The following is a 19228-nucleotide window of genomic DNA, read 5'->3' as shown; positions in this document are numbered from 1 at the left end:
CGGCCCTCAATTTGCGGGGCCGGGTGTTGCCGTTCGTGCCCGCATTTCGCCACGTCGTAAGGCGCCACAATCCCGCACCGTTCGGGATAGTTTGGTTAGTTTGCATTGCCGCTCAACGGTTTTCGGTGTAGTGGCTATGCCCGTGGGCGGCTTAATGTGGGGGCATGACAGCGACCAGCCCGCCCGTGACCGCTCCCCATCCGCGCGACCGCTCAGTGGAGTCGTGGCGTTCCCGGCTCGGGGCGATGGCCAGTCGCGGCGAGACCGACGGCCCCCGCGTCGATGAGGCGCGCGCCGCGTTGTCGTGGTGGCGGCATCGCCAGTCCATCATCGAGACCGGCATCTCGCCCGAACGGGCCGAGGAACTGGCCGACCTCATCACCGACGAGGCCGCGACCGACGCCGAGGCGGTGGCCCAGTGACCGCCATCCGTCCCGGCGTCGCGGCCAAGAACCGCACCCACGCTGCGCTCGCCGCGCAGCACCCGCAGCCGCCACGCCGGTACTCGCAGGCCGAGTTGCGCGAACGGCGGCGCACCGGGTTCACGGCGGGCCACTACGGCGGGGACTGGTCGCTGGCCCGCGAGATCGCCGATGTCGTCGGCCCGTTGGCGCAGCGGATCGCCGCTGACGAGCGTCCCAGCCGCTTCATGCGCTCCTCCGCGACCGTGCCGTGGCTGGCCGAGATGGTCCACGAGGCTGTCGGCGTCGTCGTGGGGTGGGTGGCCGAGGCCGATGCCCGCCGCCGCACGGCACACCTGGCGAACGAGCCGGGTAAGCGCCGCTATGCGGTGACCACGCTGGTGGACCTGGCCACGCGCCCGGCGCTGCCCGAGATCACCGACAAGATGCTGAAATCCGGTGCGTGGGCGGCGGCGCTGGTGGCGATGGCCGACGGCATTGACGATGCGTTCTCCGACCTGTTGACGCATTCGCATCCGCCCAACGCAGCGGCGTTGCGGGGCCAGCCTTCCCGGTCGGAACACCTGGCCCGGCTGTTGCGCGAGACCATCGACCGCGCCGCGCTGGCATTGGAACGCCGACTGAACCGCGACGACCACGGCGACCACCACCCGACCGGCGAGACCGCCTCAACCCCCGACGACCGCGCCCGCGCCGAACTCGAATCCCTTGGAGTCACACCATGACCACCGGCCTGCCCGACTTCCCGCTGACCACCCATCCCGACATGCTGCCGGTGCGTTTCGAGGTTCCGGCGGTGAACCCGGCCATCCCCGGCCTCTACGCAGCGACGTTCTGGACCGACCTTCGCCTCCGCGCCGAGCAACAACCGCCACGCCCGCTCGTCCAGATGCGGGCGGATCAACGACAAACGGGCGGCGACCGGATCGGAGTCCACAGCAGGCAGCGTCATACCACAAGTGTGAACAAACCAAACGGAAAAACCTAATCAATTACTGCGCGATCCCTTAGCTCGACGTCACCGGTATCTATGAGGTCCCACACTCCCTGATCACCGCCGCGGCCCTCGACAAACTCGCTGGTGAAGGAGTCTTCGCGATTTCGCGAGTCACTGTAGGTACCCGACCGCATCACCCGGGATCGAGCACTCAGATCCTGCACGCGAAAGTAAGCGGCACGCGGCGCTTCGCTCTGGACGAGATCGCAGACCTTGCTGACGATCGAGGTCCTGAACCCGCTGATCTCCGCATCCTTGGTCGCCTGATCCAACATCGCCAGACGGCGCAGCTTGTCCGCAGTGCCGAGCATGGCTCCGTTGATGAGCAATGAAGTGCGGCGAGACTCCGCCCGCAAGGCTTGATCGAGCGAGACCCGCTCCTGCTCCTGCTGCCGCTTGAACGAGCGCTCGTTCCTGAACTTGAGAAAGCCGACAACGGCGGTCGCTACAGCGAGGCAAGCGGCCAGGATCCGGATTCCAACGAGCCAACCACCCGGAGGGATCAGACTGATTGCAAAGGTGGCCGCAGCGGTCAGAACAGCCAGCACCGTCAGCGCGAAGTTGAAGGCGACCGCCTGGTCCTTGACGACCTTCGCCTGCTCGACCCCCACAGCGGCAGCATCTCACACGGCCTCGACACGATCCTGCACCCCAAGACCGGCCGCCGTGTGTCGGCGTCTGCCCATCGCGCTCGGCGCTCCAAATCGAATCCTTGGCACATTCTTGGCACAACGGGGGAGTCTGGAGACCGCCCAGAATCTAGCCCATAAGCTTCTGAACAGGGAATTCGTGGTGGGCGCGGAGGGTTTCGAACCCCCGACCGCTGGTGTGTAAAGGGACCGGAACGTGTGAACCCGCGTGCGGCGGCGTCCAGCATGTCCAGGTCAGAGGCTGTTCGGGTGTCCGCCGTGTCCTCTGCGTCCAGGCCGTTCGGGCGCGTCTTGGGACACCGTTGGGACACTGGCGAATCGTTCAAAGATTGGACCAGGGGTTGCCCTCGTCATCGAGTAGAGGGCCATCCTCGCCTCGTTCCTCACCGATCACAGGCCACCTGTCCAAGGGGTGCTTGAGCTGGTAATCCGGCAAGTCGCCCGGACGCAACGTGCTCATGTCCGACTCGATCTCTGATCCGAAGTCCAGGAGTTCCAGTACGCCGTCGCCGTCCCTGGCGAAGCGGGCTCCGCGTTGTCCGTTGTCGAAGTCCACAGTTACGAAATCGCCATCTACTGCCGAAACGACGCCGAGCCACCCGGACTGGTTCTGAATTCGATCACCAACGTTAAGCCACACAGCGTCATGTTTACCCGTTCGCGAGCGGCCAGCACGACAGATCGGGTCAGGCGGCGGACAGCCCGGCGGACTCGGCGGTCCACAGGTCGTCTCGCTGCCACTGGTGCCCGCACCCGCCGCACTCGTACCGGCACACCGCCCACCCACCACCGCCTCGGGTCACCTCGGTCGGCCCGGTCAGGGTGGCCAGGCGCACCCGGCTGTCGGCGTGGTGCCCGGCCGGGTTGCACTCGGGGCAGTAGTCGTCCAGGAATTGCAGGCGGCGGCTGTCCGGCGCGGTCGTTGTCGTCGTCGTCACGGTGTCTCCTCGGTGTCGTTGGTGAGGTGGCCCCGCGTGGTTGTGGTCGGTCGTCAGGTGAGCGGCGGCACAGGGCGCATACCAGCCCGCAGCCCGGCCAGTTGCGAGCTGGTCGGACCGCCGCCGTCGGTGATGCCCAGCGCCTCGCACACGTCGGCGTGGGTCGCCTCCCCGGTGCGGTGGAGTTGCTTGGCCACACACATCACAGCGGGCCATGTCCGCTCGATGAGCGGGGTGACGGCGTGCCCGAGATGCGTGCCGCCGGAAGCGATCAGCATCCGGTCGTCCTTGTAGCCGCCCGCGTTGAGGATCGCGAGCACCTGGCGCTGCGTCGGGCGGTTGTCACGGCCACCGGCACGGAACTTCGCCTGCGCCCACGGCCCGGCATACGCGATCTCGGGGTCACGCCCGTGGGGCGTGTCGGCGAACGAGGCGAGACCATCGACACCCCACATGCGGCTGTTGGACACCACCGCGCTGCGGAGTTGGCCGCCGAGGGCGACACCAGCGACGGCGTGGGCCGCTTCGTGAACGCACGTTTCGAGGTGATGCCGTTCGCGGTTGGTGAGGTCGGCCATCGTCAACGGGGGCTTGGCTCGGGTGGTGCCGGTCATCGGTCTGTCCCTTCGGAGGTGGTAGTCATTGTGGGGTCATTGCTGCTCGTCGTGGGTGGTGGCCGACGCCGAGACAGCGGTGCGGTACACAACCGGGCCACCACCGTCCCGACGCCGACCGTTCGCCATGACCAATGGCTCTGATTCGCGTTGCAACAACTTGTGTGCGTTCTTCTAGCGTTCCCTGCGGTCGCGGGCGTCGGCTTTGGCCGCGCTCGCGGCGAGGTATCGGGCGAGACACGCGGTGCATGTCCAGCCGTGGACGCTGCCTTTGCAGGTCAGGCACGGCCCGCCGCAGCGCCAGCAGGTCCGTCCTTGGTATTCGTCGCTGACGGTCACGGCGTCACCGTCACTGCCGCGAGGAGTGCCTCGTAGCCGATCACCAGCGACCGCTCGGCAACGGCAGCGTAGAGGTTATGGCGCTCGTCAATCGCGGTCCTGATCTGCACCGCGTCGCGCCACCCGAACGGCTGCGAGGTCGCCACGATGGTGCTGCCGAGACCGGCGACGTACCCGCCCCCGATGACCCACGTGTTGCCCGACGGGGACACCCGTGCGGTGCCCGACTTGGCGAACAGCGTGGTCTCGATGGCGGGCAGATGCGCGCCGACGTGGAAGAACCCCACGGTGTTCGTCTCGGCCATCGCACCTTCGAGGTAGGCGATAGCCTCCTTGAGCGTGGGCCGGACGGCGATGCCGCCGGGCACGTCGGCGGCATCCACGAGGAGCCGCGCGGCGAACTCCCGCTCTGCCGTCGGCTGCTCCTCCAACCGGAACAGCTGCGCGGCACGCTGTTCGACCTCGCGGCGAGACGGCTCGGTCAGGTCGCACTCGTCATACGCCCACACCGTCATCGGGTCGAACGGGTCCAAGATGGCGGGCCGGGTGCCTATCTTGCGTTCCGCGTTCTCGATGGGCGGGACCGAACACCACGGCGCACCCCACACTCCGGATGCGTCGTGACCGCCGTAGTTCGCGCCACGGACCTCGACACCGGTGAGGTGACGGCTGGCCTCGTTGGTGCCGACTGTTGGGTCGGGGCGGGATCAAGTTGGTCGCGGCGGCCGGTGGGGTGCATCCGGATACCGTGGCGCACGGTGTGCGCGAGTTGGATGACGACGAACCGATTCCGGGGCGGGTGCGCCGGCCGGGTGCGGGGCGTCCGCCGATGGCGGTGACCGACCCCGATCTGGTCGCCGCGCTGGATGCGTTGGTGGATCCGGTCTCGCGCGGCGATCCGGAGTCGCCGTTGCGGTGGACGACCAAATCGACGGCGAAGCTGGCCGCCGAGCTGACCGCCAGGGGGCATCGGGTGTCCGCGCGGACGGTGGCCAAGCTGCTCAAAGAGGCTGGTTATAGCCTGCAGGCGAACTCGAAAACCCTCGAAGGCGCCCAGCATCCGGATCGGGATGGGCAGTTCGGCTATCTCAACACCCAAGTCGAGCGGTTCCAGGCCGACGGGGACCCGGTGATCAGCGTGGACACCAAGAAGAAGGAACTCGTCGGCAACTACAAAGCTGCTGGCCGCGAATGGGAGCCCGCCGGGTCACCGCGCACGGTGAAGGTGCATGACTTCGCCGACAAGGCGCTGGGCAAGGTGGCTCCCTACGGGGTCTACGACATCGCCGCCAACACCGGCTGGGTCAACGTCGGCACCGACGCCGACACCGGCCAGTTCGCGGTGGAATCGATCCGCCGCTGGTGGACCACGATGGGCGCTACCAGCTATCCCGGATCCGACAAGCTGCTGATCACCGCCGACTCCGGTGGCTCCAACGGATCCCGGCTGCGGCTATGGAAAACCGAACTCGCCGCCTTCGCCGCCGAGGCCGGACTCGACATCACGGTCTGCCACCTGCCGCCCGGCACCTCCAAATGGAACAAAATCGAACACCGGCTGTTCTCCGCGATCAGCCGCAACTGGCGCGCACGCCCCCTGGAATCTCACGAGGTTGTCATCGAAACTCTCAGGGCAACAACCACATCCACAGGACTGACCGTAAACGCGGTGCTCGACACCACCACCTACGACCGCGGCATCAAGATCACCGACAAGCAGATCGCCGCCCTCGAAGCCACCCAGCTGCACCGTCACGAGTTCCACGGCGACTGGAATTACACGCTCACCGCCGACCACACCGCGACACGCCCAACGTCACCTACCTAAATACTGCGCGCAACCTAAGTAACGACACCGACACCGCAGTCCCTGCATCCTGGGACATCACCAAGGACCGCCAGTACAAGTCCTTCGTCTCCGTCCCGGTTCGCGCGGAAGGCGTCGCCTTCGGGATGCTGACGGCCAATACGCTCGAAACCGACGGGTTCTCCAACTCCGACGTCGCATCCATCAAGGTGTTGGCTCACCTGCTGGCGGCCGCGGAAGCGACGACGATGACACCTGCACGTATCGCCAGGGCTGTCCAGCGGCGGGGTAACTAGGATGTGCCTAACGTGTTCTGTCGGGGAGCGCAGCTATGCTGGCGTCGTCCGAAAGGGGTGAGGTGATGGCCAAGACCGTGGAGTTCCACGATGCTGACATGCGTCGCGCCTGGGAGGAAGCCGACGCTGCCGAGCGTGACGCCGAGAAGAATCCAGAGCGCGTCGCTGAACGCCGTCGTCGCTTGATCAAGTGGGTTGAGGCACGCGCGAGCGCCTAGCTTCACGGGAACTTTCTCTTGTCCCGGTGACCGCGAAGCCGACATTTGGTTTCGTCCCGAGCGTTTTGCCGTAACCTTGCGTTGGGGCGCAGCAAGGGCTGTGAATCGCGGACATTGCCTCTTCGGCGTGGTCACGTCGGGAGCGGGTCGATCTGGCATAAATTGGAATCTTCCGGTCCGGCTGGTGTGGGTGCGGTGTCGCGTTCGATCGCGGTGGCCACGGCCAGGAAGGCGTGAGCGAGCATGGCCAGGGTGGTCCAGCGGTGCCAGGATTTCCAGCGCCGGACTTGGTGCTGATCGAGGCCGACGAGGCCTTTGGCGGCGTGGAAGGATTCTTCGATGCGCCAGCGCTGCCCGGCCACGGCGACCAGGGTGCGCAGCGGCACCGGACGCGGTGAGTAGCAGCGTAGGTAGGCCAGCTCGCCGGTGGTGTTGTTGCGGCGGATCAGCAAATGATGCGCACCAGTGTCGGTGGCGTCTTCGGCGAGCAGCCCGAACCAGGCCGAGGAGTACAGCCGTGGCCCGTGTGCCCCGGCGCCGGCGGAGTGCTTTTGCCAGGCAGTGCTGCGGGATCATCGCGGGCAGCGCATCGACGCGCAGCCGCCGGCGTGGGTGGGCACCCGCCGGTTGGCCGCGATCGCGAACACGTAGCCCAGACCGTGGCCGCCCTCGACCCAAACCCCCGCTGCTGTGCCGCGAGTGTGCCAAGAGGCGCAGAAACGGGTGAGAAACGGGTGATGCGCCATGACATGTCAAGCGGGTGAGCCAAAGGCTGGTTGCCCATCCCGCACATCGTGACAGCGACATGACCTACTCCGTCGACCGCCGTGGGTCTCACCCTTCTCGTCATGTGGCTACATCGAAGCACTATGTGAGACCCTGCCAAGGTGATTTCGCCCGTCACGCGCGCCCGCGCGGTCGGAATCGCCGCCGGGCTCCTCGCCGATTCGCTGCTGGGCGACCCACACCGCGGGCACCCGGTTGCCGGATTCGGCCAGGTAGCAGCACGACTGGAGTGGATCACTTACGCCGACTCACGGCGGGCGGGAACGATGCACACCGGCGCGCTGCTGACCGCGCTCGCCGCTGCCGGACTGACCGCCGAACACGCCGCCCGTCGGAGCCCACTAGCCACGGCTGCTCTTACCGCGGCCGCCACCTTCGTGGCGGTGGGCGGTACCTCGCTGTGCCGGGTGGGTGATCGGCTATCGGAGGTGTTGGATGCCGGCGACATCGACGGCGGGCGTCGCCTGCTGCCGTCGCTGTGCGGGCGGGATCCGTCGGTGCTCGACGCGGAGGGGCTGACCAGAGCTGCCGCGGAGTCGATCGCCGAGAACACCTCCGACGCCCAGGTTGCGCCGCTGCTGTGGGCGGCGGTCGCGGGTGTGCCCGGTCTGCTGGTGTATCGGGGAGCGAACACGCTGGATGCGATGATCGGCAACCGTTCCCCGCGGTACGCCCGTTTCGGGTGGGCGGCAGCGCGACTCGACGACGCGCTCAACTACCTGCCGGCTCGGTTGACCGGGCTGCTGACGGCGCTGTGCGCCCCCGTGGCCGGCGGCTCACCGGCCGCCGCGGTGCGGGCCTGGCGGCTCGACGCCCGGAACCATCCCAGCCCGAACGCCGGCGTCGCCGAGGCAGCGTTCGCCGGTGCCCTGGGCGTGCGGCTCGGCGGACCCACGCAGTACGCCCACGAATTGCAGATCAGGCCCACCCTGGGTGACGGACGCAGCCCCGCGGTGGCCGATCTGCGGCGGGCGGTGCGGTTGTCACGGGCGGTGCAGACGGCTGCGGGGGTGTTGGCGGTGACGGTGGCGGTTCAGCGCCGCCGGCCGTAGCGGTCGGCGAGCTTGTCTTCGGGGGTCGCGGGCGCAGTCGACTCCGCGGTCACCCTGTCGCGGCGGCGCTGACGGATCTCGGCGTAGATGAAGTACCCGAGCCCGATCGGCGCGATGATGCCGAACGCGATCCACTGGATCCCGTAGGACAGGAACGGGCCGGCGTCGAGGTGTGGCAGCCCGATGACGCCCAGTCCACCGGGCTGGTCTTCGACCAGCTGCAGATAGGAGCCGGCCAACGGCACACCGGTGAGCGTGGTGATCTGGCCGGGGTTGATCGCGTACACCTGCACGGTGCCGTTCTCTCGCAACGGTTCCTTGCCCGGCGGAACGGGTTCCGCGTCACGCAGCCGAGCGGTGATGGTCACCGATCCGGTGGGAGCCGGCTCGATCGGCGGTACGTCGGTGCCCCGCTCGGGTTTCACGTAGCCGCGGTCCACGAGCACGGTCGGCCCGCCGTCGACGGCGAACGGCACCAGCACCTCGTACGCCGGTTCGCCGTCGATCACCCGCAGCCGCGCCAGCACCTGCGCATCGGGGAGGTAGCGCCCGGTGGCCGTGACCCGTTGCCACTGTTCGTCGGGCGCGGCCGAATCCTGCCGGGGCAGCAGCGATGTCACCGGCACCGGTTCAGCGGTGACCGAGCGGGCGATCTGATCGTTCTCCCGCGACGTCGTGGCGTTCTTGCCCAGCTGCCAGGGCGCCAGGACGGTGAAGCAGAGGTACGCGAAAGCGAGCACCACCACGAACAGCGCCAGCCACGCCGGCCGCAGGAGGAACTTCCAGCGCTTCATCAGCTCGCGACACCCCGGATGGCGAGCTGTTCGTCGACCCAGTCGTGCAGGGCGCGCAGCGACGCCTCGATCACGCTGAACGCGTCCTCGAAGTCGTCCTGGGATGCCGCGACCATCAGGTCCGCGGCCGGGTGGTCGTCGTCGACCTGAGCGGCGTCGTGGCTGCTCGGGTAACCGTGCGCGCGCAGCACGTGGACCGCCCCGGACAGCCCGCGTTCGGCGATCTGGTGGGCCAACACCTTCTCCGCCGTCGGCGACCGGCAGATGTTGCCCGAGCAGATGAACGTGATGTGCAACCGCCCCGATTCAGACACCCAGCACCTCCCGTAGGCCGGCCACGGAATCCACGTGGACGAGCACCGGCACCGCGGTGGGCTCGGCGAAGTCACCGCGGCCGTAGCCCCACCCGACCACCACGGTGTCGATGCCGTGCGCCGCCGCGCCCTCGACGTCGTGCCAGCGGTCGCCGACCATCATCACCCGGTCGGGCAGCGGTTCGAGCCGGGCCAGCGCGGAGGCGACGACGTCGGCTTTGGCCGCGCGGGTGCCGTCGGGCCTGGCGCCCGCGATCACCTCGAAGAAGCCGTCGAGGCCGAAGTGGGCCAGGATGCGCTGCGCCGTCGGCTCCGCCTTGGAGGTCGCCACGGCCAGACGGACCCTCGCCGCCTGCAGATCGGCCAGCAGTGCCGGGATGCCGTCGAAGGTGCGGTTCATCGCCCATCCCCGTGCGGTGTAGTCGGCACGGTAGGCCTCGATCGCCGCGTCGGTCCGCTCGCCGAGGCCCAGGGATCGCAGCGTGTGGTGCATCGGCGGCCCGACGATGCGACCGGCCAGATCGCCGTCGGGAACCGGCGCCCCGACCTCACCCAGGGCATGCCGGAAGCTCGACACGATGCCCTCCGCGGAATCGGTCAGCGTGCCGTCCAGATCGAACAGCACGAGTTGCGGGCGGGTGGCGGTCGAGCGGGCCAGCGTGTCGGTCACGCTCCCATTCTCCCCGAAGTCCCCGGCGACCTTCGCGGGGTCGTCCGGGGTCGTGTCCCGCGCCGCGCACTACTGTCGTGCTGTGCCACGTCCCGCGCCGCAGACGACCAGGTACCACGGCGACCAGGCCGTGTTGCCCGGCATGCTCGACTTCGCCGTCAACGTGCGCGCCACCGCGCCGCCGTCCTGGCTCGCCGCGCGCCTCGCCGACCGCCTGGCCGACCTCGGCCGCTACCCATCAGCCGCCGACGAACGCCGCGCCGTGGCCGCGGTGGCCGCCCGGCACGGGCGCGCCGAGGACGAGGTCGCGCTGCTGGCCGGCGGAGCCGAGGGCTTTGCTCTGCTCGCCCGCCTGAAGCCGCGGTTGGCCGCGCTGGTCGCACCGTCGTTCTCCGAACCGGATGCGGTGTTCGCCGCCGCCGGCGTAGCCGTCACCCACGTGGTCCTCGATCCGCCGTTCACGTTGCCCGGCGCCCGGGTGCCGGATGCGGCCGACCTCGTGGTGGTAGGCAACCCGACCAACCCCACCGCGGTGCTGCACTCCCGGGCGGACATCCTGGCGCTGCGTCGTCCCGACCGTCTCGTGGTGGTCGACGAGGCATTCGCCGACGCGGTGCCGGGTGAGCCGGAATCCTTGGCGGGCGAGCCGTTGCCGGACGTGGTGGTGCTTCGCAGCCTCACTAAGACGTGGGCGCTCGCCGGGCTGCGGGTGGGCTATGCGCTCGGCGCGCCGGAGGTGCTGCGGCGACTGACTGCGCAGCGAGCACACTGGGCGCTGGGCACCCTCCAGTTGGAGGCGCTCGCCGCATGCAACGCGCCGTCCGCGCTGCGCGAGGCGGAAGCCGGTGCACACCGGTTGGCCGCGGTTCGGGCCGAGATGGTCACGGGACTGACCCGGATCGGCGTCGACTGCGTCCCCGGTGCCGCACCGTTCGTGCTGTTCGCGGTGCCGGATGCCGAGTTGGTGCGGAAACGGCTGGAAGGCAAGGGGATCGCGGTGCGACGGTGTGACACCTTCGTCGGCCTGGACGGGCAGTTCCTGCGGGCCGCGGTACGTGAGCAGTGGCCGGTGCTCGCCGAGGCGCTGACGGAGGCGATGCGATGAGGGTGCGACTGCGCGACGTGATCGGCGTGCTCGACGAGGCTTACCCGCCCCGACTGGCCGAGCACTGGGATTCCGTCGGGCTCGTGTGTGGCGATCCCGACGAACCCGTGGAATCGGTGACCGTCGCCGTCGACGCCACCGAAGCCGTCATCGCCCAAGTGCCGGAACGCGGGCTGCTCCTGGCACACCACCCGCTGTTGCTGCGCGGGGTGGACACGGTCGCGGCCAGTACGCCGAAGGGTGCGCTGGTGCACTCGCTGATCCGCACCGGGCGCTCCCTGTTCACCGCACACACCAACGCCGACTCCGCGTCACCGGGAGTCTCCGACGCCCTGGCCGCCGCTCTCGGGCTCACCGTCGAGGAAGTGCTCTCGCCGGCCGCCGCCGACAGCGAGCTGGACAAGTGGGTGGTCTACGTGCCCGCCGAGAACGCCGATGCGGTGCGCCAGGCCATGTTCGGTGCGGGCGGCGGCCAGATCGGTGACTACTCGCACTGCAGCTGGAGCACGCCCGGCACCGGGCAGTTCCTACCGCACGAGGGCGCGTCGCCGGCCATCGGCGCCGTCGGCTCGGTGGAGCGCGTCGCCGAAGAACGCGTCGAGGTGATCGCGCCGTCGGCCCGCCGGCGGGATCTGCTCACCGCGGTGCGCAGTGCCCATCCCTACGAGGAGCCCGCGTTCGACATCTTCAGCATCGCGCCGATCCCCGGACATGTCGGAATCGGCCGCACCGCGTCGCTGCCCACCCCGGAACCGTTGTCGGACTTCGTGTCCCGGGTCGACGCCGCCTTGCCCGCCACGACCTGGGGGGTGCGCGCCGCCGGCGATCCGTCCACCGTGGTGTCCCGGGTGGCAGTGTGCGGGGGAGCGGGGGATTCGCTGCTCGGCACGGTGTCTGGCGCCGGCGTGCAGGCCTATGTGACGGCTGATCTGCGTCACCATCCTGCCGACGAGCACCGGCGGGCGTCGCCGGTGGCGCTGATCGACGTCGCACACTGGGCGAGCGAATTCCCCTGGTGTGCACAGGCTGCCGGTGTGCTGCGGAGCCACCTCTCTGATGCGTTGCCGGTGCGGGTCTGTGAGCTGCGCACCGATCCATGGAACCTAGGGACTGGTAGGGAAACACGTGAAAGCTGATGTGTGGCAGCAGAACTCGTTGCTGCAACTGGCCGAGGTGGATGCCGGGCTGGCACGGATCGACCATCGGGTCCGCAAGCTGCCCGAACAGGAAGAACTCGACCGGGTCCGTGCCGACCACACTGCGGCCAACGATCGGGTGGCGGTACTCGGGATCGCCATCGACGACCTCGACGAGCAGGTGACCAAGTTGGAGTCCGAGATCGACGCCGTCCGTCAGCGCGAAGACCGCGACCGGGTGTTGCTGCAGGGCGGCGGTGTCGCTGCCAAACAGGTCGGGGAGCTGCAACACGAACTGGAGACGCTCGAACGCCGCCAGGCCAGCCTGGAGGACTCGCTGCTGGAGCTGATGGAACGCCGAGAGGAGTTGGCCGCCCAGCGGACGGCGGAACTCACGCGCGTCGACGAACTGCACACCACGCTGGCGGCCGCCCAGCACGCGGTGGCCGACGCCGTCGCCGAACTGGACCGATCGCGGCAGGAGAACCTCACCCGGCGTGCGGAGTTGCTGGCGGCCCTGCAGTCGGAGCTCGTCGACCTTTACGAGCGTCAACGCGCCCGCGGCGGCCCGGGTGCCGGGCAGTTGCAGGGCCGCCGCTGCGGAGCGTGCCGACTCGAGATCGACCGGGGCGAGATGGCCCGGATCACGGCTGCGCCCGACGACGAGGTGCTGCGCTGCCCGGAGTGCAACGCGATTCTGGTGCGCGCAGAGGGGTTCAAGAAGTGAAGGCCGCCCGATGAAAGTCATCGTCGAGGCCGACGGCGGCTCGCGGGGCAACCCGGGGCCGGCAGGCTACGGCTCCGTGGTGTGGTCGGAAGACCGGTCGACGGTGCTCGCCGAGGTCAAGCAGGCGATCGGCCAGGCGACCAACAACGTCGCCGAGTACCGCGGGTTGATCGCGGGGCTCGAGGAAGCCGCGAACGTGGGCGCCACCGAGGTCACGGTGTCGATGGACTCCAAGCTCGTCGTCGAGCAGATGGCGGGCCGCTGGCGCGTCAAGCATCCCGACCTGGTGCCGTTGCATCAGCAGGCCCGGGCGCTGGCGCAGCGGTTCGACCGCGTCACCTATGCCTGGATTCCGCGGGACCGCAACGCCCACGCCGACCGACTGGCCAACGAGGCGATGGACGCCGCGGCGGGCATCGAACCTGCGCCGAGAAAGCCCGGACTTGCCGCATCCGCCGAGGCGCCCACCTCACCCGCCGGCTGGACGGGTGCGCAGGGGAGACCGACACGATTCCTGCTGCTGCGCCACGGCCAGACGGAGCTGTCGGTGGAGCGCCGGTACTCCGGGCGGGGTAATCCGGCGCTGACCGAACTGGGCCGCAGACAGGCCGATGCCGCGGCCGCCTACCTCGCCGGTCGCCGCGGCGTCGACGCCGTCATCAGCTCACCTCTGCAGCGGGCCTACGACACCGCGGCCACCGCGGCCAAGACGCTCGGGCTGGACGTGACCGTCGACGAGGATCTGGTCGAGACCGACTTCGGCGCCTGGGAGGGGCTGACGTTCGGCGAGGTCTCTCAGCGTGATCCGGAATTGCACGGCCGCTGGTTACAGGACACCAGCGTGGAGCCGCCCGGGGGGGAGAGCTTCGACACCGTCGCTCACCGGGTCCGTCGGGCGCGCAACCGCATCATCGCCGACCACGGCGCCTCCACGGTGCTGGTGGTCTCCCACGTCACGCCCATCAAGACCCTGCTGCGGCTGGCGCTCGACGCCGGCGCGGGCGTCCTGTACCGACTGCATCTGGATCTCGCGTCGCTCAGTATCGCGGAGTTCTACCCCGACGGTGGGTCGTCGGTGCGGCTGGTCAACCAGACCGCCTATCTCTAGGTGTGCAGGTGGACGCGCTCACCGTGCGGGCCGAAGATCACGATGGCTTCCACCGGGCCGTCGACCACTCCGAACCAGTGCGGCGTCCACGTCGAGAACTCGACCGCCTCACCGGCTTCCACGGTGAAATCACGTTCGCCGAGGATCAGCCGCAGCCGACCCGACAGCACGTACATCCAGTCCTGACCCTCGTGCACCGGTAGGTCCTCGGGTGGTTTGCGCCGGCGGGCGCTGACCCGGACTTTAAACGCGTGCAACCCGCTCGGCGACCCCTGGCGGGTCAACGGCCAGTACGTCACACCGTGACGCGTATGCGAGTTCGAGTGCACCCGGGGGTCTTCCGCCTCCGGGGAGCGCAGCAGTTCGTCGGTGGTGACCGCCAGCGCGGCGGCCAACCGGGGGAGATGGTCGAGCGCCAACCGCCGCTTACCGGACTCCAGGCGGCTCAGGGTCGACACGTCGATGGACGACCGGGCCGCCACCTCCTCCAGGGTGAACCCACGTTGGCGGCGCAGTTCCCGCAACCGCCTGCGGACCCTCTGGTCCACAGAATCATCTCGCGCAACATTTGCCTGCACGGCAAATCAGCTTGCCACCCCTGGTGTGCCCGCGGCAACCTCGAGATCCCGCGGCAACCTCGAGATATGGACGACGTCTGGGATTGCGTGATCGTCGGTGGTGGCGCCGCGGGACTGAGCGCCGCACTGGTACTGGGCCGGGCGCGCCGCCGCACTCTGGTGGTGGATGCCGGCAAGCCGAGCAACGCTGTGTCACATGGGATCGGTGGGCTCCTCGGATACGACGGGCGGCCGCCCGCCGAGCTGTACACCGCGGGCCGAGCGGAGTTGGCGAAGTATCCGCAGGTGCAATTGCGGACCGGAGTCGTCACCGACGTGGGCCGCGGCGAGGTCTTCACCGTCGAAATGGCCGACGGCACCGTCGAATCCACGCGGCGCATCGTGCTCGCCAACGGTATGCACTACCACCTGCCGGAGATCCCCGGCCTGGCGCAACTGTGGGGAGACTCGGTGTTCCACTGCCCGTTCTGTCACGGCTGGGAGGTGCGTGACGTCCCTGTCGCGGTGCTGGCCGACGGCGCCCGTGCGGTACATGCCGCGCTGCTTCTGCGCGGATGGACTGAGGACATCGTGGTCCTCACCGACGATCTGGGCGATGAACGCCCACTTGTGGAGGCCGCGGGCGTCCACATCGACGAGCGGCGGGTCGCCGAGGTACGCGCCGCCGGAGATGGTCTGGAGATCGTCTTCGCCGACGGCGGGGTGTTGGCGCGCCGGGCATTGATGGTCGCCGCGACGGTGTCTCAACGCTCGGCCCTTGCGGAGCAGTTGGGCGTGCGGTTCGGTGAGCCGAACCCGCTGTCCGCCGAGGCGGTTTGGGTCGACGAGTTCGGCCGCACGTCGGTGCTGGGCGTGTTCGCGGCCGGAGACGTCACCGTGCAGCTGCCCCAAGTCGCCGCGGCGATCGCGGCCGGCTCGAAAGTGGCAGCGGCGGTGGTACAAAGCCTGCTCAACGACGAGTTCGGATTGCCGGTTCCGGCATGGAACGAGGAAGCGAATGTCTGAGACAGTGGAGTTCTGGGAGCAGCACTACGGTGCGAAGGATCGGGTGTGGAGCGGCCGGGTCAACCTGCGGCTCGCCGAGATCGTCGAACCGCTGCGGCCGGGCCGCGCACTCGACCTGGGCTGCGGGGAGGGCGCGGACGCCATCTGGCTGGCCCGGCACGGCTGGCAGGTGGTGGGCGTCGACATCTCGCGGACCGCACTGGAACGGGCTGCGCAGGACGCCGCGGCGGCCGGCGTCGCCCAACGGATCCGGTTCGAACAGCACGACCTCTCCGAGACCTTTCCCGAGGGGCGTTTCGACCTCGTGTCGGCGCAGTTCTTCCATTCCCCGCTCGACGTGGACCGCAACGGAGCGCTACGCCGCGCGGCCGGTGCGGTGGTGCCCGGAGGCCTGCTGTTGATCGTCGACCATGGGGCGACGCCGGAGTGGACGTGGAAGGACGGTCACCCTCACGATCTGCCGTCGATGGCGGAGGTGCTGGCCGCGCTGGACCTGGATCTCCAGCAGTGGGAGCGACTGCGGGCGGACGAGGTCGAGCGGGCCGGGCAGAGCCCGGACGGGCAGCCGGTGACGTGGCTCGACAACGTCATCCTGATGCGGCGTCGCTGACCGGGTACGGTGGTCTGCGCGGACGAGTTGGCTGGGCGGCCGCGGACCGGAAACGGTTCGAGGAAAGTCCGGACTTCACAGAGCAGGGTGATTGCTAACGGCAATCCGAGGTGACTCGCGGGAAAGTGCCACAGAAAACAGACCGCCACCGGCAACGGTGGTAAGGGTGAAACGGTGCGGTAAGAGCGCACCAGCACCCCGGGTGACCGGGGTGGCTAGGTAAACCCCACCCGAAGCAAGGCCAAGCAGGCCGCACCCGGTGCGGCTGCGCAGGCGCTCGAGGGTTGCTCGCCCGAGCCTGCGGGTAGGCCGCTCGAGGCACCCGGCGACGGAGTGTCCAGATGGATGGTCGCCGCCGCGTCGTCAGCAATGAGGGCGCGGAACAGAATCCGGCTTACAGGCCAACTCGTCCGCCCGTCACTTCCCCTTGCGCACCGCCTCGTCGAGCTCGCGCAGCGCGTCGTCGAGCTGCGAACGCGCTTGATCGGCGAGCTCGGACTCCACCTGGTACAGCAACCCGTAGGTGAAGGTGTCCTCTCCGGCCGCATGCGCCGCCTCGGCTTCCTGGAGCAGATGCGTGCGGCTGACCACGCTGTCCTGGTGATCGCCGAGCAGCGACTGGATCGCCTTGGCCCGCTCCGACACCTTGTCCTTGCCGGTGGCTGCCGCCGTGTAGCGAAGACGCTTGGCGCCCTTTCGGATTCGGTGCAGCGCCTCGTCGTGTTCGGTGTCGGGGGCGGCCGCCGCCTTCTTGGCCGCCTTGCGGACCCGCTTGTAGGCAGAGTCGATCGTGGTCAGTGGCGGCCCCTCACCGGACCGTGTGTCCGGCGGTTCGGCGGCCACCAGACCGTCGAGGGCATCGAGGAGACGGAAGTACCGTTGCGAACGCATCGCGATCAGCGACCGCCGCCACCCCGACTGGTACCGCCGCTTCGCGCCTTCCACCAGCCGCTCTCGCACCGGCCCGCGCACCAGTTCGGGTTCCAGCCCGTCGAGCGCATTGGCGTACCGTTCGGCGAGGACCTCGGCGTCGCGCGCCACCCCGAGTATGGCGGCGAGCTGGCGCAACTCGTCGAGCACCCAGGCGTCGTCGGAGATGCCGAACACCGGCTCGGCGGACTGCAGCAGACTGCGGATCTTGCGCGTCGTCACCCGCATCTGGTGCACCGAGTCTTCGACATCGGCGCGCACCGCGCGGTCCCACTCCAACAGCTGCTCGACCTGTTCGGCGACGGCTCGGCGCACCGGATCCTCGGTGCGGGTCTTCACCTCGTCGTCGGCCTGTCCGGTGTCGAGCACCCGGCCCAGCTTCGACGCGTGTCCGGCCGGTGACGCCCCGGTGTCAAGCACCCGGTTGGTCAACCGGTCGAGCAGCTTCGCGTCCCCGTCGCCGGTGAGCTCCAGCTCCCACTCGCGCCACCGCTGCTCCTCGCCGCCCTCCGCCGACGCCGTCACCATGTCGTCACAGAACTCGGCAACCGCAGCACCGGAGGGCCCGTGCAGCATGTCCACGGTTCGCCGCGTGCTTATCCTCGCCACGGGTGCCAGCGGACGGTCGCGCACGATCGCCAGCACCACATCGCGCAGATCGTCGGGGACCGCGTTCTCGTCACCGTCGAGCGGCGAGCGGACCTCGGTGCGTGTGTCGGGCCCGGCCGGGAGTTTGAGATGCCAGCCTGCGTCGGTGCCACCCGTGCGGCGCCGCAACGTGATCCGGTGCGCGGCGAGGTCACGTCCGGGCGTGTCGAAGTAGACGGCGTCGAGCTGCTGGACGGGCAGCCGTTCCACCCGGGAAACCGTGCTGAGCCCGTCGAACGACGGCGCGACGGTCGAGTCGACCACTTCGAACTTCCGCTCCACCTCGGTGTACCGAGAGCTGGTGTACCGAGAGCTCTTGGGCGTCTTGCCTGCCATGTCCACCTTCGCTGGTCCGTGAGGGACCACAAGCCTGCCACAACCGCGTGAACGAGCCCGGCGACGGGGATCGCTTCCTGTCTCGCCGCGCTGTGACAGCTCGGCGACCAAGGCGGTGGTGCTCGCTTTAGAAGCTGTGCTCCTCGGCCGGGAACGTCCCGGCCGCCACCTCGTCGGCGTACTGCGTTGCCGCGCGGCGCAATTCGCTGCCCACATCGCCGAAGCGCTTGACGAACTTGGCCGTCTTGCCCGACGTCAGCCCGGCCATGTCCTGCCAGACCAGCACTTGCCCATCGCAGTTGGGGCCGGCGCCGATGCCGATGGTCGGAATGGTCAGCTTCCCGGTGATCTGGGTGGCTAGTTCGGCGGGCACCATCTCCATGACCACCGAGAAGGCGCCAGCCTCGGCGACGGCGATCGCATCGGCGATGGTCTGGTCGGCGCCGTCACCGCGGCCCTGGACCTTGAAGCCGCCAAGGCCGTTCACGCTCTGCGGGGTGAAACCGATGTGCGCCATGACCGGGATGCCCGCCGCGGACAGGGTCGCGATCTGCTCGGTGACCCGTTGGCCCCCCTCGAGTTTGACCGCATGCGCACCGGTCTCCTTGAGGAAGCGGGTCGCGGTCGCCAACGCCTGCGCCGGGCCGGACTCGTAGCTGCCGAACGGCAGGTCGGCCACGACCAGCGCGTGCGGTGCGCCCCGCACCACACCGCGCACCAGCGGGATCAACTCGTCTAGCGTGATCGGCACCGTGGTGTCGTAGCCGTAGACGACGTTGGCCGCCGAGTCGCCCACGAGCAACACCGGGATGCCGGCGTCGTCGAAAGCCCGGGCGGTGGAGAAGTCGTAGGCGGTGAGCATTGCCCACTTGTGGCCTTCGGCTTTCCACTTCTGCAGGTGCGTGGTGCGAACCTTGACGCGCGGCTTGGTGGTGGGCTGATCGCTCGCAGCACCGTAGACAGTCTGTTCAGACATCGTGGTCCCTCTGATGGTCGGGTCGATCCTCGAGGCCCGTCCGGGTCCCCGGGTTCGTCTGACGCACCAAGTCTGCCACTCCGGCACACCAGGGTGAACACCGTGTCAAGTGCAGTTGCTCACACCAGGCCCCGCCGAACCGCTCGCTAGGTCCCCTAGCTGGTCACCACGA

24 protein-coding genes, 1 other RNA gene and 2 pseudogenes are annotated in these 19228 nt (G+C 69.0%); 15 read left to right on the top strand and 12 right to left on the bottom strand.

What is annotated here, in order from left to right; all coding sequences use genetic code 11:
* Window positions 1–164 precede the first annotated feature (164 nt).
* From G6N07_RS12140 to G6N07_RS12130, 3 genes are read left to right on the top strand one after another with little or no spacing between them, the layout of a single operon-like run.
* Window positions 165–422, top strand: coding sequence for a hypothetical protein (locus tag G6N07_RS12140; RefSeq protein WP_085191339.1), 258 nt, complete (start codon window positions 165–167; stop codon window positions 420–422).
* Entirely contained in the window at window positions 419–1147 is a 729-nt protein-coding gene (locus tag G6N07_RS12135) for a hypothetical protein (RefSeq protein WP_085191337.1), read from the top strand. The genes G6N07_RS12140 and G6N07_RS12135 overlap by 4 nt, the downstream gene beginning before the upstream one ends.
* Window positions 1144–1410 (top strand): hypothetical protein, encoded by a 267-nt coding sequence (locus G6N07_RS12130; protein WP_085191335.1) that lies wholly within the window; start codon window positions 1144–1146, stop codon window positions 1408–1410. Before G6N07_RS12135 ends, G6N07_RS12130 begins: the two co-directional genes overlap by 4 nt.
* On the opposite strand, the gene G6N07_RS12125 is transcribed toward G6N07_RS12130, so the two are convergent.
* From G6N07_RS12125 to G6N07_RS12105, 5 genes are all read right to left on the bottom strand, one after another.
* On the bottom strand, window positions 1407–2030 hold the full coding sequence (locus G6N07_RS12125; RefSeq protein WP_235849772.1) for a hypothetical protein: 624 nt from the start codon (window positions 2028–2030) through the stop codon (window positions 1407–1409). The two genes, G6N07_RS12130 and G6N07_RS12125, sit on opposite strands and share 4 nt — an antisense overlap.
* Before the next feature lie 361 nt (window positions 2031–2391).
* A complete protein-coding gene (locus G6N07_RS12120) occupies window positions 2392–2709 on the bottom strand; it encodes a preprotein translocase subunit YajC (RefSeq protein WP_133055541.1) in 318 nt (105 codons plus the stop codon).
* A 46-nt stretch (window positions 2710–2755) separates the two neighbouring features.
* Window positions 2756–3007: a hypothetical protein gene (locus G6N07_RS12115; RefSeq protein ID WP_085191331.1), complete on the bottom strand. Its 252-nt coding sequence runs from the start codon at window positions 3005–3007 to the stop codon at window positions 2756–2758.
* 53 nt (window positions 3008–3060) lie between these two features.
* Window positions 3061–3621 carry a hypothetical protein gene (locus G6N07_RS12110; protein WP_085191329.1) on the bottom strand — a complete coding sequence of 187 codons (561 nt, stop codon included), beginning with the start codon at window positions 3619–3621 and terminating at the stop codon, window positions 3061–3063.
* Between the two features lie 335 nt (window positions 3622–3956).
* Window positions 3957–4568 (bottom strand): hypothetical protein, encoded by a 612-nt coding sequence (locus G6N07_RS12105; protein ID WP_085191327.1) that lies wholly within the window; start codon window positions 4566–4568, stop codon window positions 3957–3959.
* Window positions 4569–4645: 77 nt separating this feature from the next.
* Here G6N07_RS12105 and G6N07_RS12100 point away from each other — a divergent pair.
* The 3 genes and pseudogenes from G6N07_RS12100 to G6N07_RS12090 form a co-directional block, all read left to right on the top strand.
* Window positions 4646–5782: pseudogene (locus tag G6N07_RS12100) on the top strand (ISAzo13 family transposase); the annotation flags it as partial.
* The gene (locus G6N07_RS20990; RefSeq protein WP_338098015.1) at window positions 5731–6063 is read left to right on the top strand and encodes a GAF domain-containing protein; all 333 of its coding nucleotides are present in this window, start codon (window positions 5731–5733) and stop codon (window positions 6061–6063) included. The pseudogene G6N07_RS12100 and the gene G6N07_RS20990, both read left to right, overlap by 52 nt.
* A gap of 65 nt (window positions 6064–6128) precedes the next feature.
* A complete protein-coding gene (locus G6N07_RS12090) occupies window positions 6129–6281 on the top strand; it encodes a hypothetical protein (RefSeq protein ID WP_163784183.1) in 153 nt (50 codons plus the stop codon).
* A 224-nt stretch (window positions 6282–6505) separates the two neighbouring features.
* Here G6N07_RS12090 and G6N07_RS20985 read toward each other — a convergent pair.
* A pseudogene (locus tag G6N07_RS20985) lies at window positions 6506–6664 on the bottom strand (transposase); the annotation flags it as partial.
* Between the two features lie 82 nt (window positions 6665–6746).
* Here G6N07_RS20985 and G6N07_RS12080 point away from each other — a divergent pair.
* Both G6N07_RS12080 and G6N07_RS12075 read left to right on the top strand, forming a co-directional pair.
* A complete protein-coding gene (locus G6N07_RS12080; protein WP_133055540.1) occupies window positions 6747–6932 on the top strand; it encodes a hypothetical protein in 186 nt (61 codons plus the stop codon).
* Between the two features lie 236 nt (window positions 6933–7168).
* Window positions 7169–8119, top strand: coding sequence for a cobalamin biosynthesis protein (locus tag G6N07_RS12075; protein ID WP_085191319.1), 951 nt, complete (start codon window positions 7169–7171; stop codon window positions 8117–8119).
* On the opposite strand, the gene G6N07_RS12070 is transcribed toward G6N07_RS12075, so the two are convergent.
* From G6N07_RS12070 to G6N07_RS12060, 3 genes are read right to left on the bottom strand one after another with little or no spacing between them, the layout of a single operon-like run.
* Complete coding sequence (locus tag G6N07_RS12070; RefSeq protein WP_085191317.1) at window positions 8101–8913, bottom strand: SURF1 family cytochrome oxidase biogenesis protein; 813 nt, start codon at window positions 8911–8913, stop codon at window positions 8101–8103. The genes G6N07_RS12075 and G6N07_RS12070 overlap by 19 nt on opposite strands.
* Window positions 8913–9227 (bottom strand): arsenate-mycothiol transferase ArsC, encoded by a 315-nt coding sequence (locus G6N07_RS12065; RefSeq protein WP_085191315.1) that lies wholly within the window; start codon window positions 9225–9227, stop codon window positions 8913–8915. The genes G6N07_RS12070 and G6N07_RS12065 overlap by 1 nt, the downstream gene beginning before the upstream one ends.
* A complete protein-coding gene (locus G6N07_RS12060; protein ID WP_085191313.1) occupies window positions 9220–9897 on the bottom strand; it encodes an HAD hydrolase-like protein in 678 nt (225 codons plus the stop codon). Before G6N07_RS12060 ends, G6N07_RS12065 begins: the two co-directional genes overlap by 8 nt.
* A gap of 82 nt (window positions 9898–9979) precedes the next feature.
* Between G6N07_RS12060 and cobC the strand changes: the two genes are divergently transcribed.
* The 4 genes from cobC to G6N07_RS12040 are packed head-to-tail and all read left to right on the top strand — an operon-like array spanning window position 9980 to window position 13973.
* Window positions 9980–11002 (top strand): Rv2231c family histidinol phosphate aminotransferase CobC, encoded by a 1023-nt coding sequence (gene cobC, locus G6N07_RS12055; RefSeq protein WP_085191311.1) that lies wholly within the window; start codon window positions 9980–9982, stop codon window positions 11000–11002.
* Complete coding sequence (locus G6N07_RS12050; RefSeq protein ID WP_085191309.1) at window positions 10999–12138, top strand: Nif3-like dinuclear metal center hexameric protein; 1140 nt, start codon at window positions 10999–11001, stop codon at window positions 12136–12138. The genes cobC and G6N07_RS12050 overlap by 4 nt, the downstream gene beginning before the upstream one ends.
* Window positions 12128–12865, top strand: a complete 738-nt coding sequence (locus G6N07_RS12045) for a zinc ribbon domain-containing protein (RefSeq protein ID WP_085191307.1) — start codon at window positions 12128–12130, stop codon at window positions 12863–12865. Before G6N07_RS12050 ends, G6N07_RS12045 begins: the two co-directional genes overlap by 11 nt.
* Before the next feature lie 10 nt (window positions 12866–12875).
* Window positions 12876–13973 (top strand): bifunctional RNase H/acid phosphatase, encoded by a 1098-nt coding sequence (locus tag G6N07_RS12040; RefSeq protein ID WP_085191305.1) that lies wholly within the window; start codon window positions 12876–12878, stop codon window positions 13971–13973.
* Here G6N07_RS12040 and G6N07_RS12035 read toward each other — a convergent pair.
* Window positions 13970–14551: a type II toxin-antitoxin system RelB family anti-toxin gene (locus G6N07_RS12035; RefSeq protein WP_085191303.1), complete on the bottom strand. Its 582-nt coding sequence runs from the start codon at window positions 14549–14551 to the stop codon at window positions 13970–13972. The genes G6N07_RS12040 and G6N07_RS12035 overlap by 4 nt on opposite strands.
* 66 nt (window positions 14552–14617) lie before the next feature.
* On the opposite strand from G6N07_RS12035, the gene G6N07_RS12030 reads away from it, so the two are divergent.
* The 3 genes from G6N07_RS12030 to rnpB all read left to right on the top strand — a co-directional run bounded on the left by G6N07_RS12030 (window position 14618) and on the right by rnpB (window position 16579).
* Window positions 14618–15556 (top strand): NAD(P)/FAD-dependent oxidoreductase, encoded by a 939-nt coding sequence (locus G6N07_RS12030; RefSeq protein ID WP_085191301.1) that lies wholly within the window; start codon window positions 14618–14620, stop codon window positions 15554–15556.
* Window positions 15549–16166 carry a class I SAM-dependent methyltransferase gene (locus G6N07_RS12025; RefSeq protein WP_085191299.1) on the top strand — a complete coding sequence of 206 codons (618 nt, stop codon included), beginning with the start codon at window positions 15549–15551 and terminating at the stop codon, window positions 16164–16166. The genes G6N07_RS12030 and G6N07_RS12025 overlap by 8 nt, the downstream gene beginning before the upstream one ends.
* Window positions 16167–16189: 23 nt before the next feature.
* Window positions 16190–16579, top strand: an RNA gene (gene rnpB, locus G6N07_RS12020) — RNase P RNA component class A.
* 4 nt (window positions 16580–16583) lie between these two features.
* Here the strand turns inward: rnpB and G6N07_RS12015 are convergent.
* On the bottom strand, window positions 16584–18080 hold the full coding sequence (locus G6N07_RS12015; RefSeq protein ID WP_085191437.1) for a CYTH and CHAD domain-containing protein: 1497 nt from the start codon (window positions 18078–18080) through the stop codon (window positions 16584–16586).
* Between the two features lie 127 nt (window positions 18081–18207).
* Window positions 18208–19056: a 3-methyl-2-oxobutanoate hydroxymethyltransferase gene (gene panB / locus G6N07_RS12010; RefSeq protein WP_085191297.1), complete on the bottom strand. Its 849-nt coding sequence runs from the start codon at window positions 19054–19056 to the stop codon at window positions 18208–18210.
* Between the last annotated feature and the right edge of the window lie 172 nt (window positions 19057–19228).

Origin of the sequence: Mycolicibacterium doricum (assembly GCF_010728155.1) — a bacterium.
Taxonomy (GTDB): Bacteria; Actinomycetota; Actinomycetes; order Mycobacteriales; family Mycobacteriaceae; genus Mycobacterium; species Mycobacterium doricum.
Note: the sequence above shows the minus strand (reverse complement) of the source record. Positions and strands in the feature narration are given on the sequence as shown.

Coding starts and splice junctions, on each gene's coding strand:
- G6N07_RS12140 (WP_085191339.1), top strand. CDS start 165: ATGACAGCGACCAGCCCGCCCGTGACCGCTCCCCATCCGCGCGACCGC.
- G6N07_RS12130 (WP_085191335.1), top strand. CDS start 1,144: ATGACCACCGGCCTGCCCGACTTCCCGCTGACCACCCATCCCGACATG.
- G6N07_RS12110 (WP_085191329.1), bottom strand. CDS start 3,621: ATGACCGGCACCACCCGAGCCAAGCCCCCGTTGACGATGGCCGACCTC.
- G6N07_RS12090 (WP_163784183.1), top strand. CDS start 6,129: ATGGCCAAGACCGTGGAGTTCCACGATGCTGACATGCGTCGCGCCTGG.
- G6N07_RS12070 (WP_085191317.1), bottom strand. CDS start 8,913: ATGAAGCGCTGGAAGTTCCTCCTGCGGCCGGCGTGGCTGGCGCTGTTC.
- G6N07_RS12050 (WP_085191309.1), top strand. CDS start 10,999: ATGAGGGTGCGACTGCGCGACGTGATCGGCGTGCTCGACGAGGCTTAC.
- G6N07_RS12040 (WP_085191305.1), top strand. CDS start 12,876: ATGAAAGTCATCGTCGAGGCCGACGGCGGCTCGCGGGGCAACCCGGGG.
- G6N07_RS12030 (WP_085191301.1), top strand. CDS start 14,618: ATGGACGACGTCTGGGATTGCGTGATCGTCGGTGGTGGCGCCGCGGGA.
- G6N07_RS12025 (WP_085191299.1), top strand. CDS start 15,549: ATGTCTGAGACAGTGGAGTTCTGGGAGCAGCACTACGGTGCGAAGGAT.
- G6N07_RS12015 (WP_085191437.1), bottom strand. CDS start 18,080: ATGGCAGGCAAGACGCCCAAGAGCTCTCGGTACACCAGCTCTCGGTAC.
- panB (WP_085191297.1), bottom strand. CDS start 19,056: ATGTCTGAACAGACTGTCTACGGTGCTGCGAGCGATCAGCCCACCACC.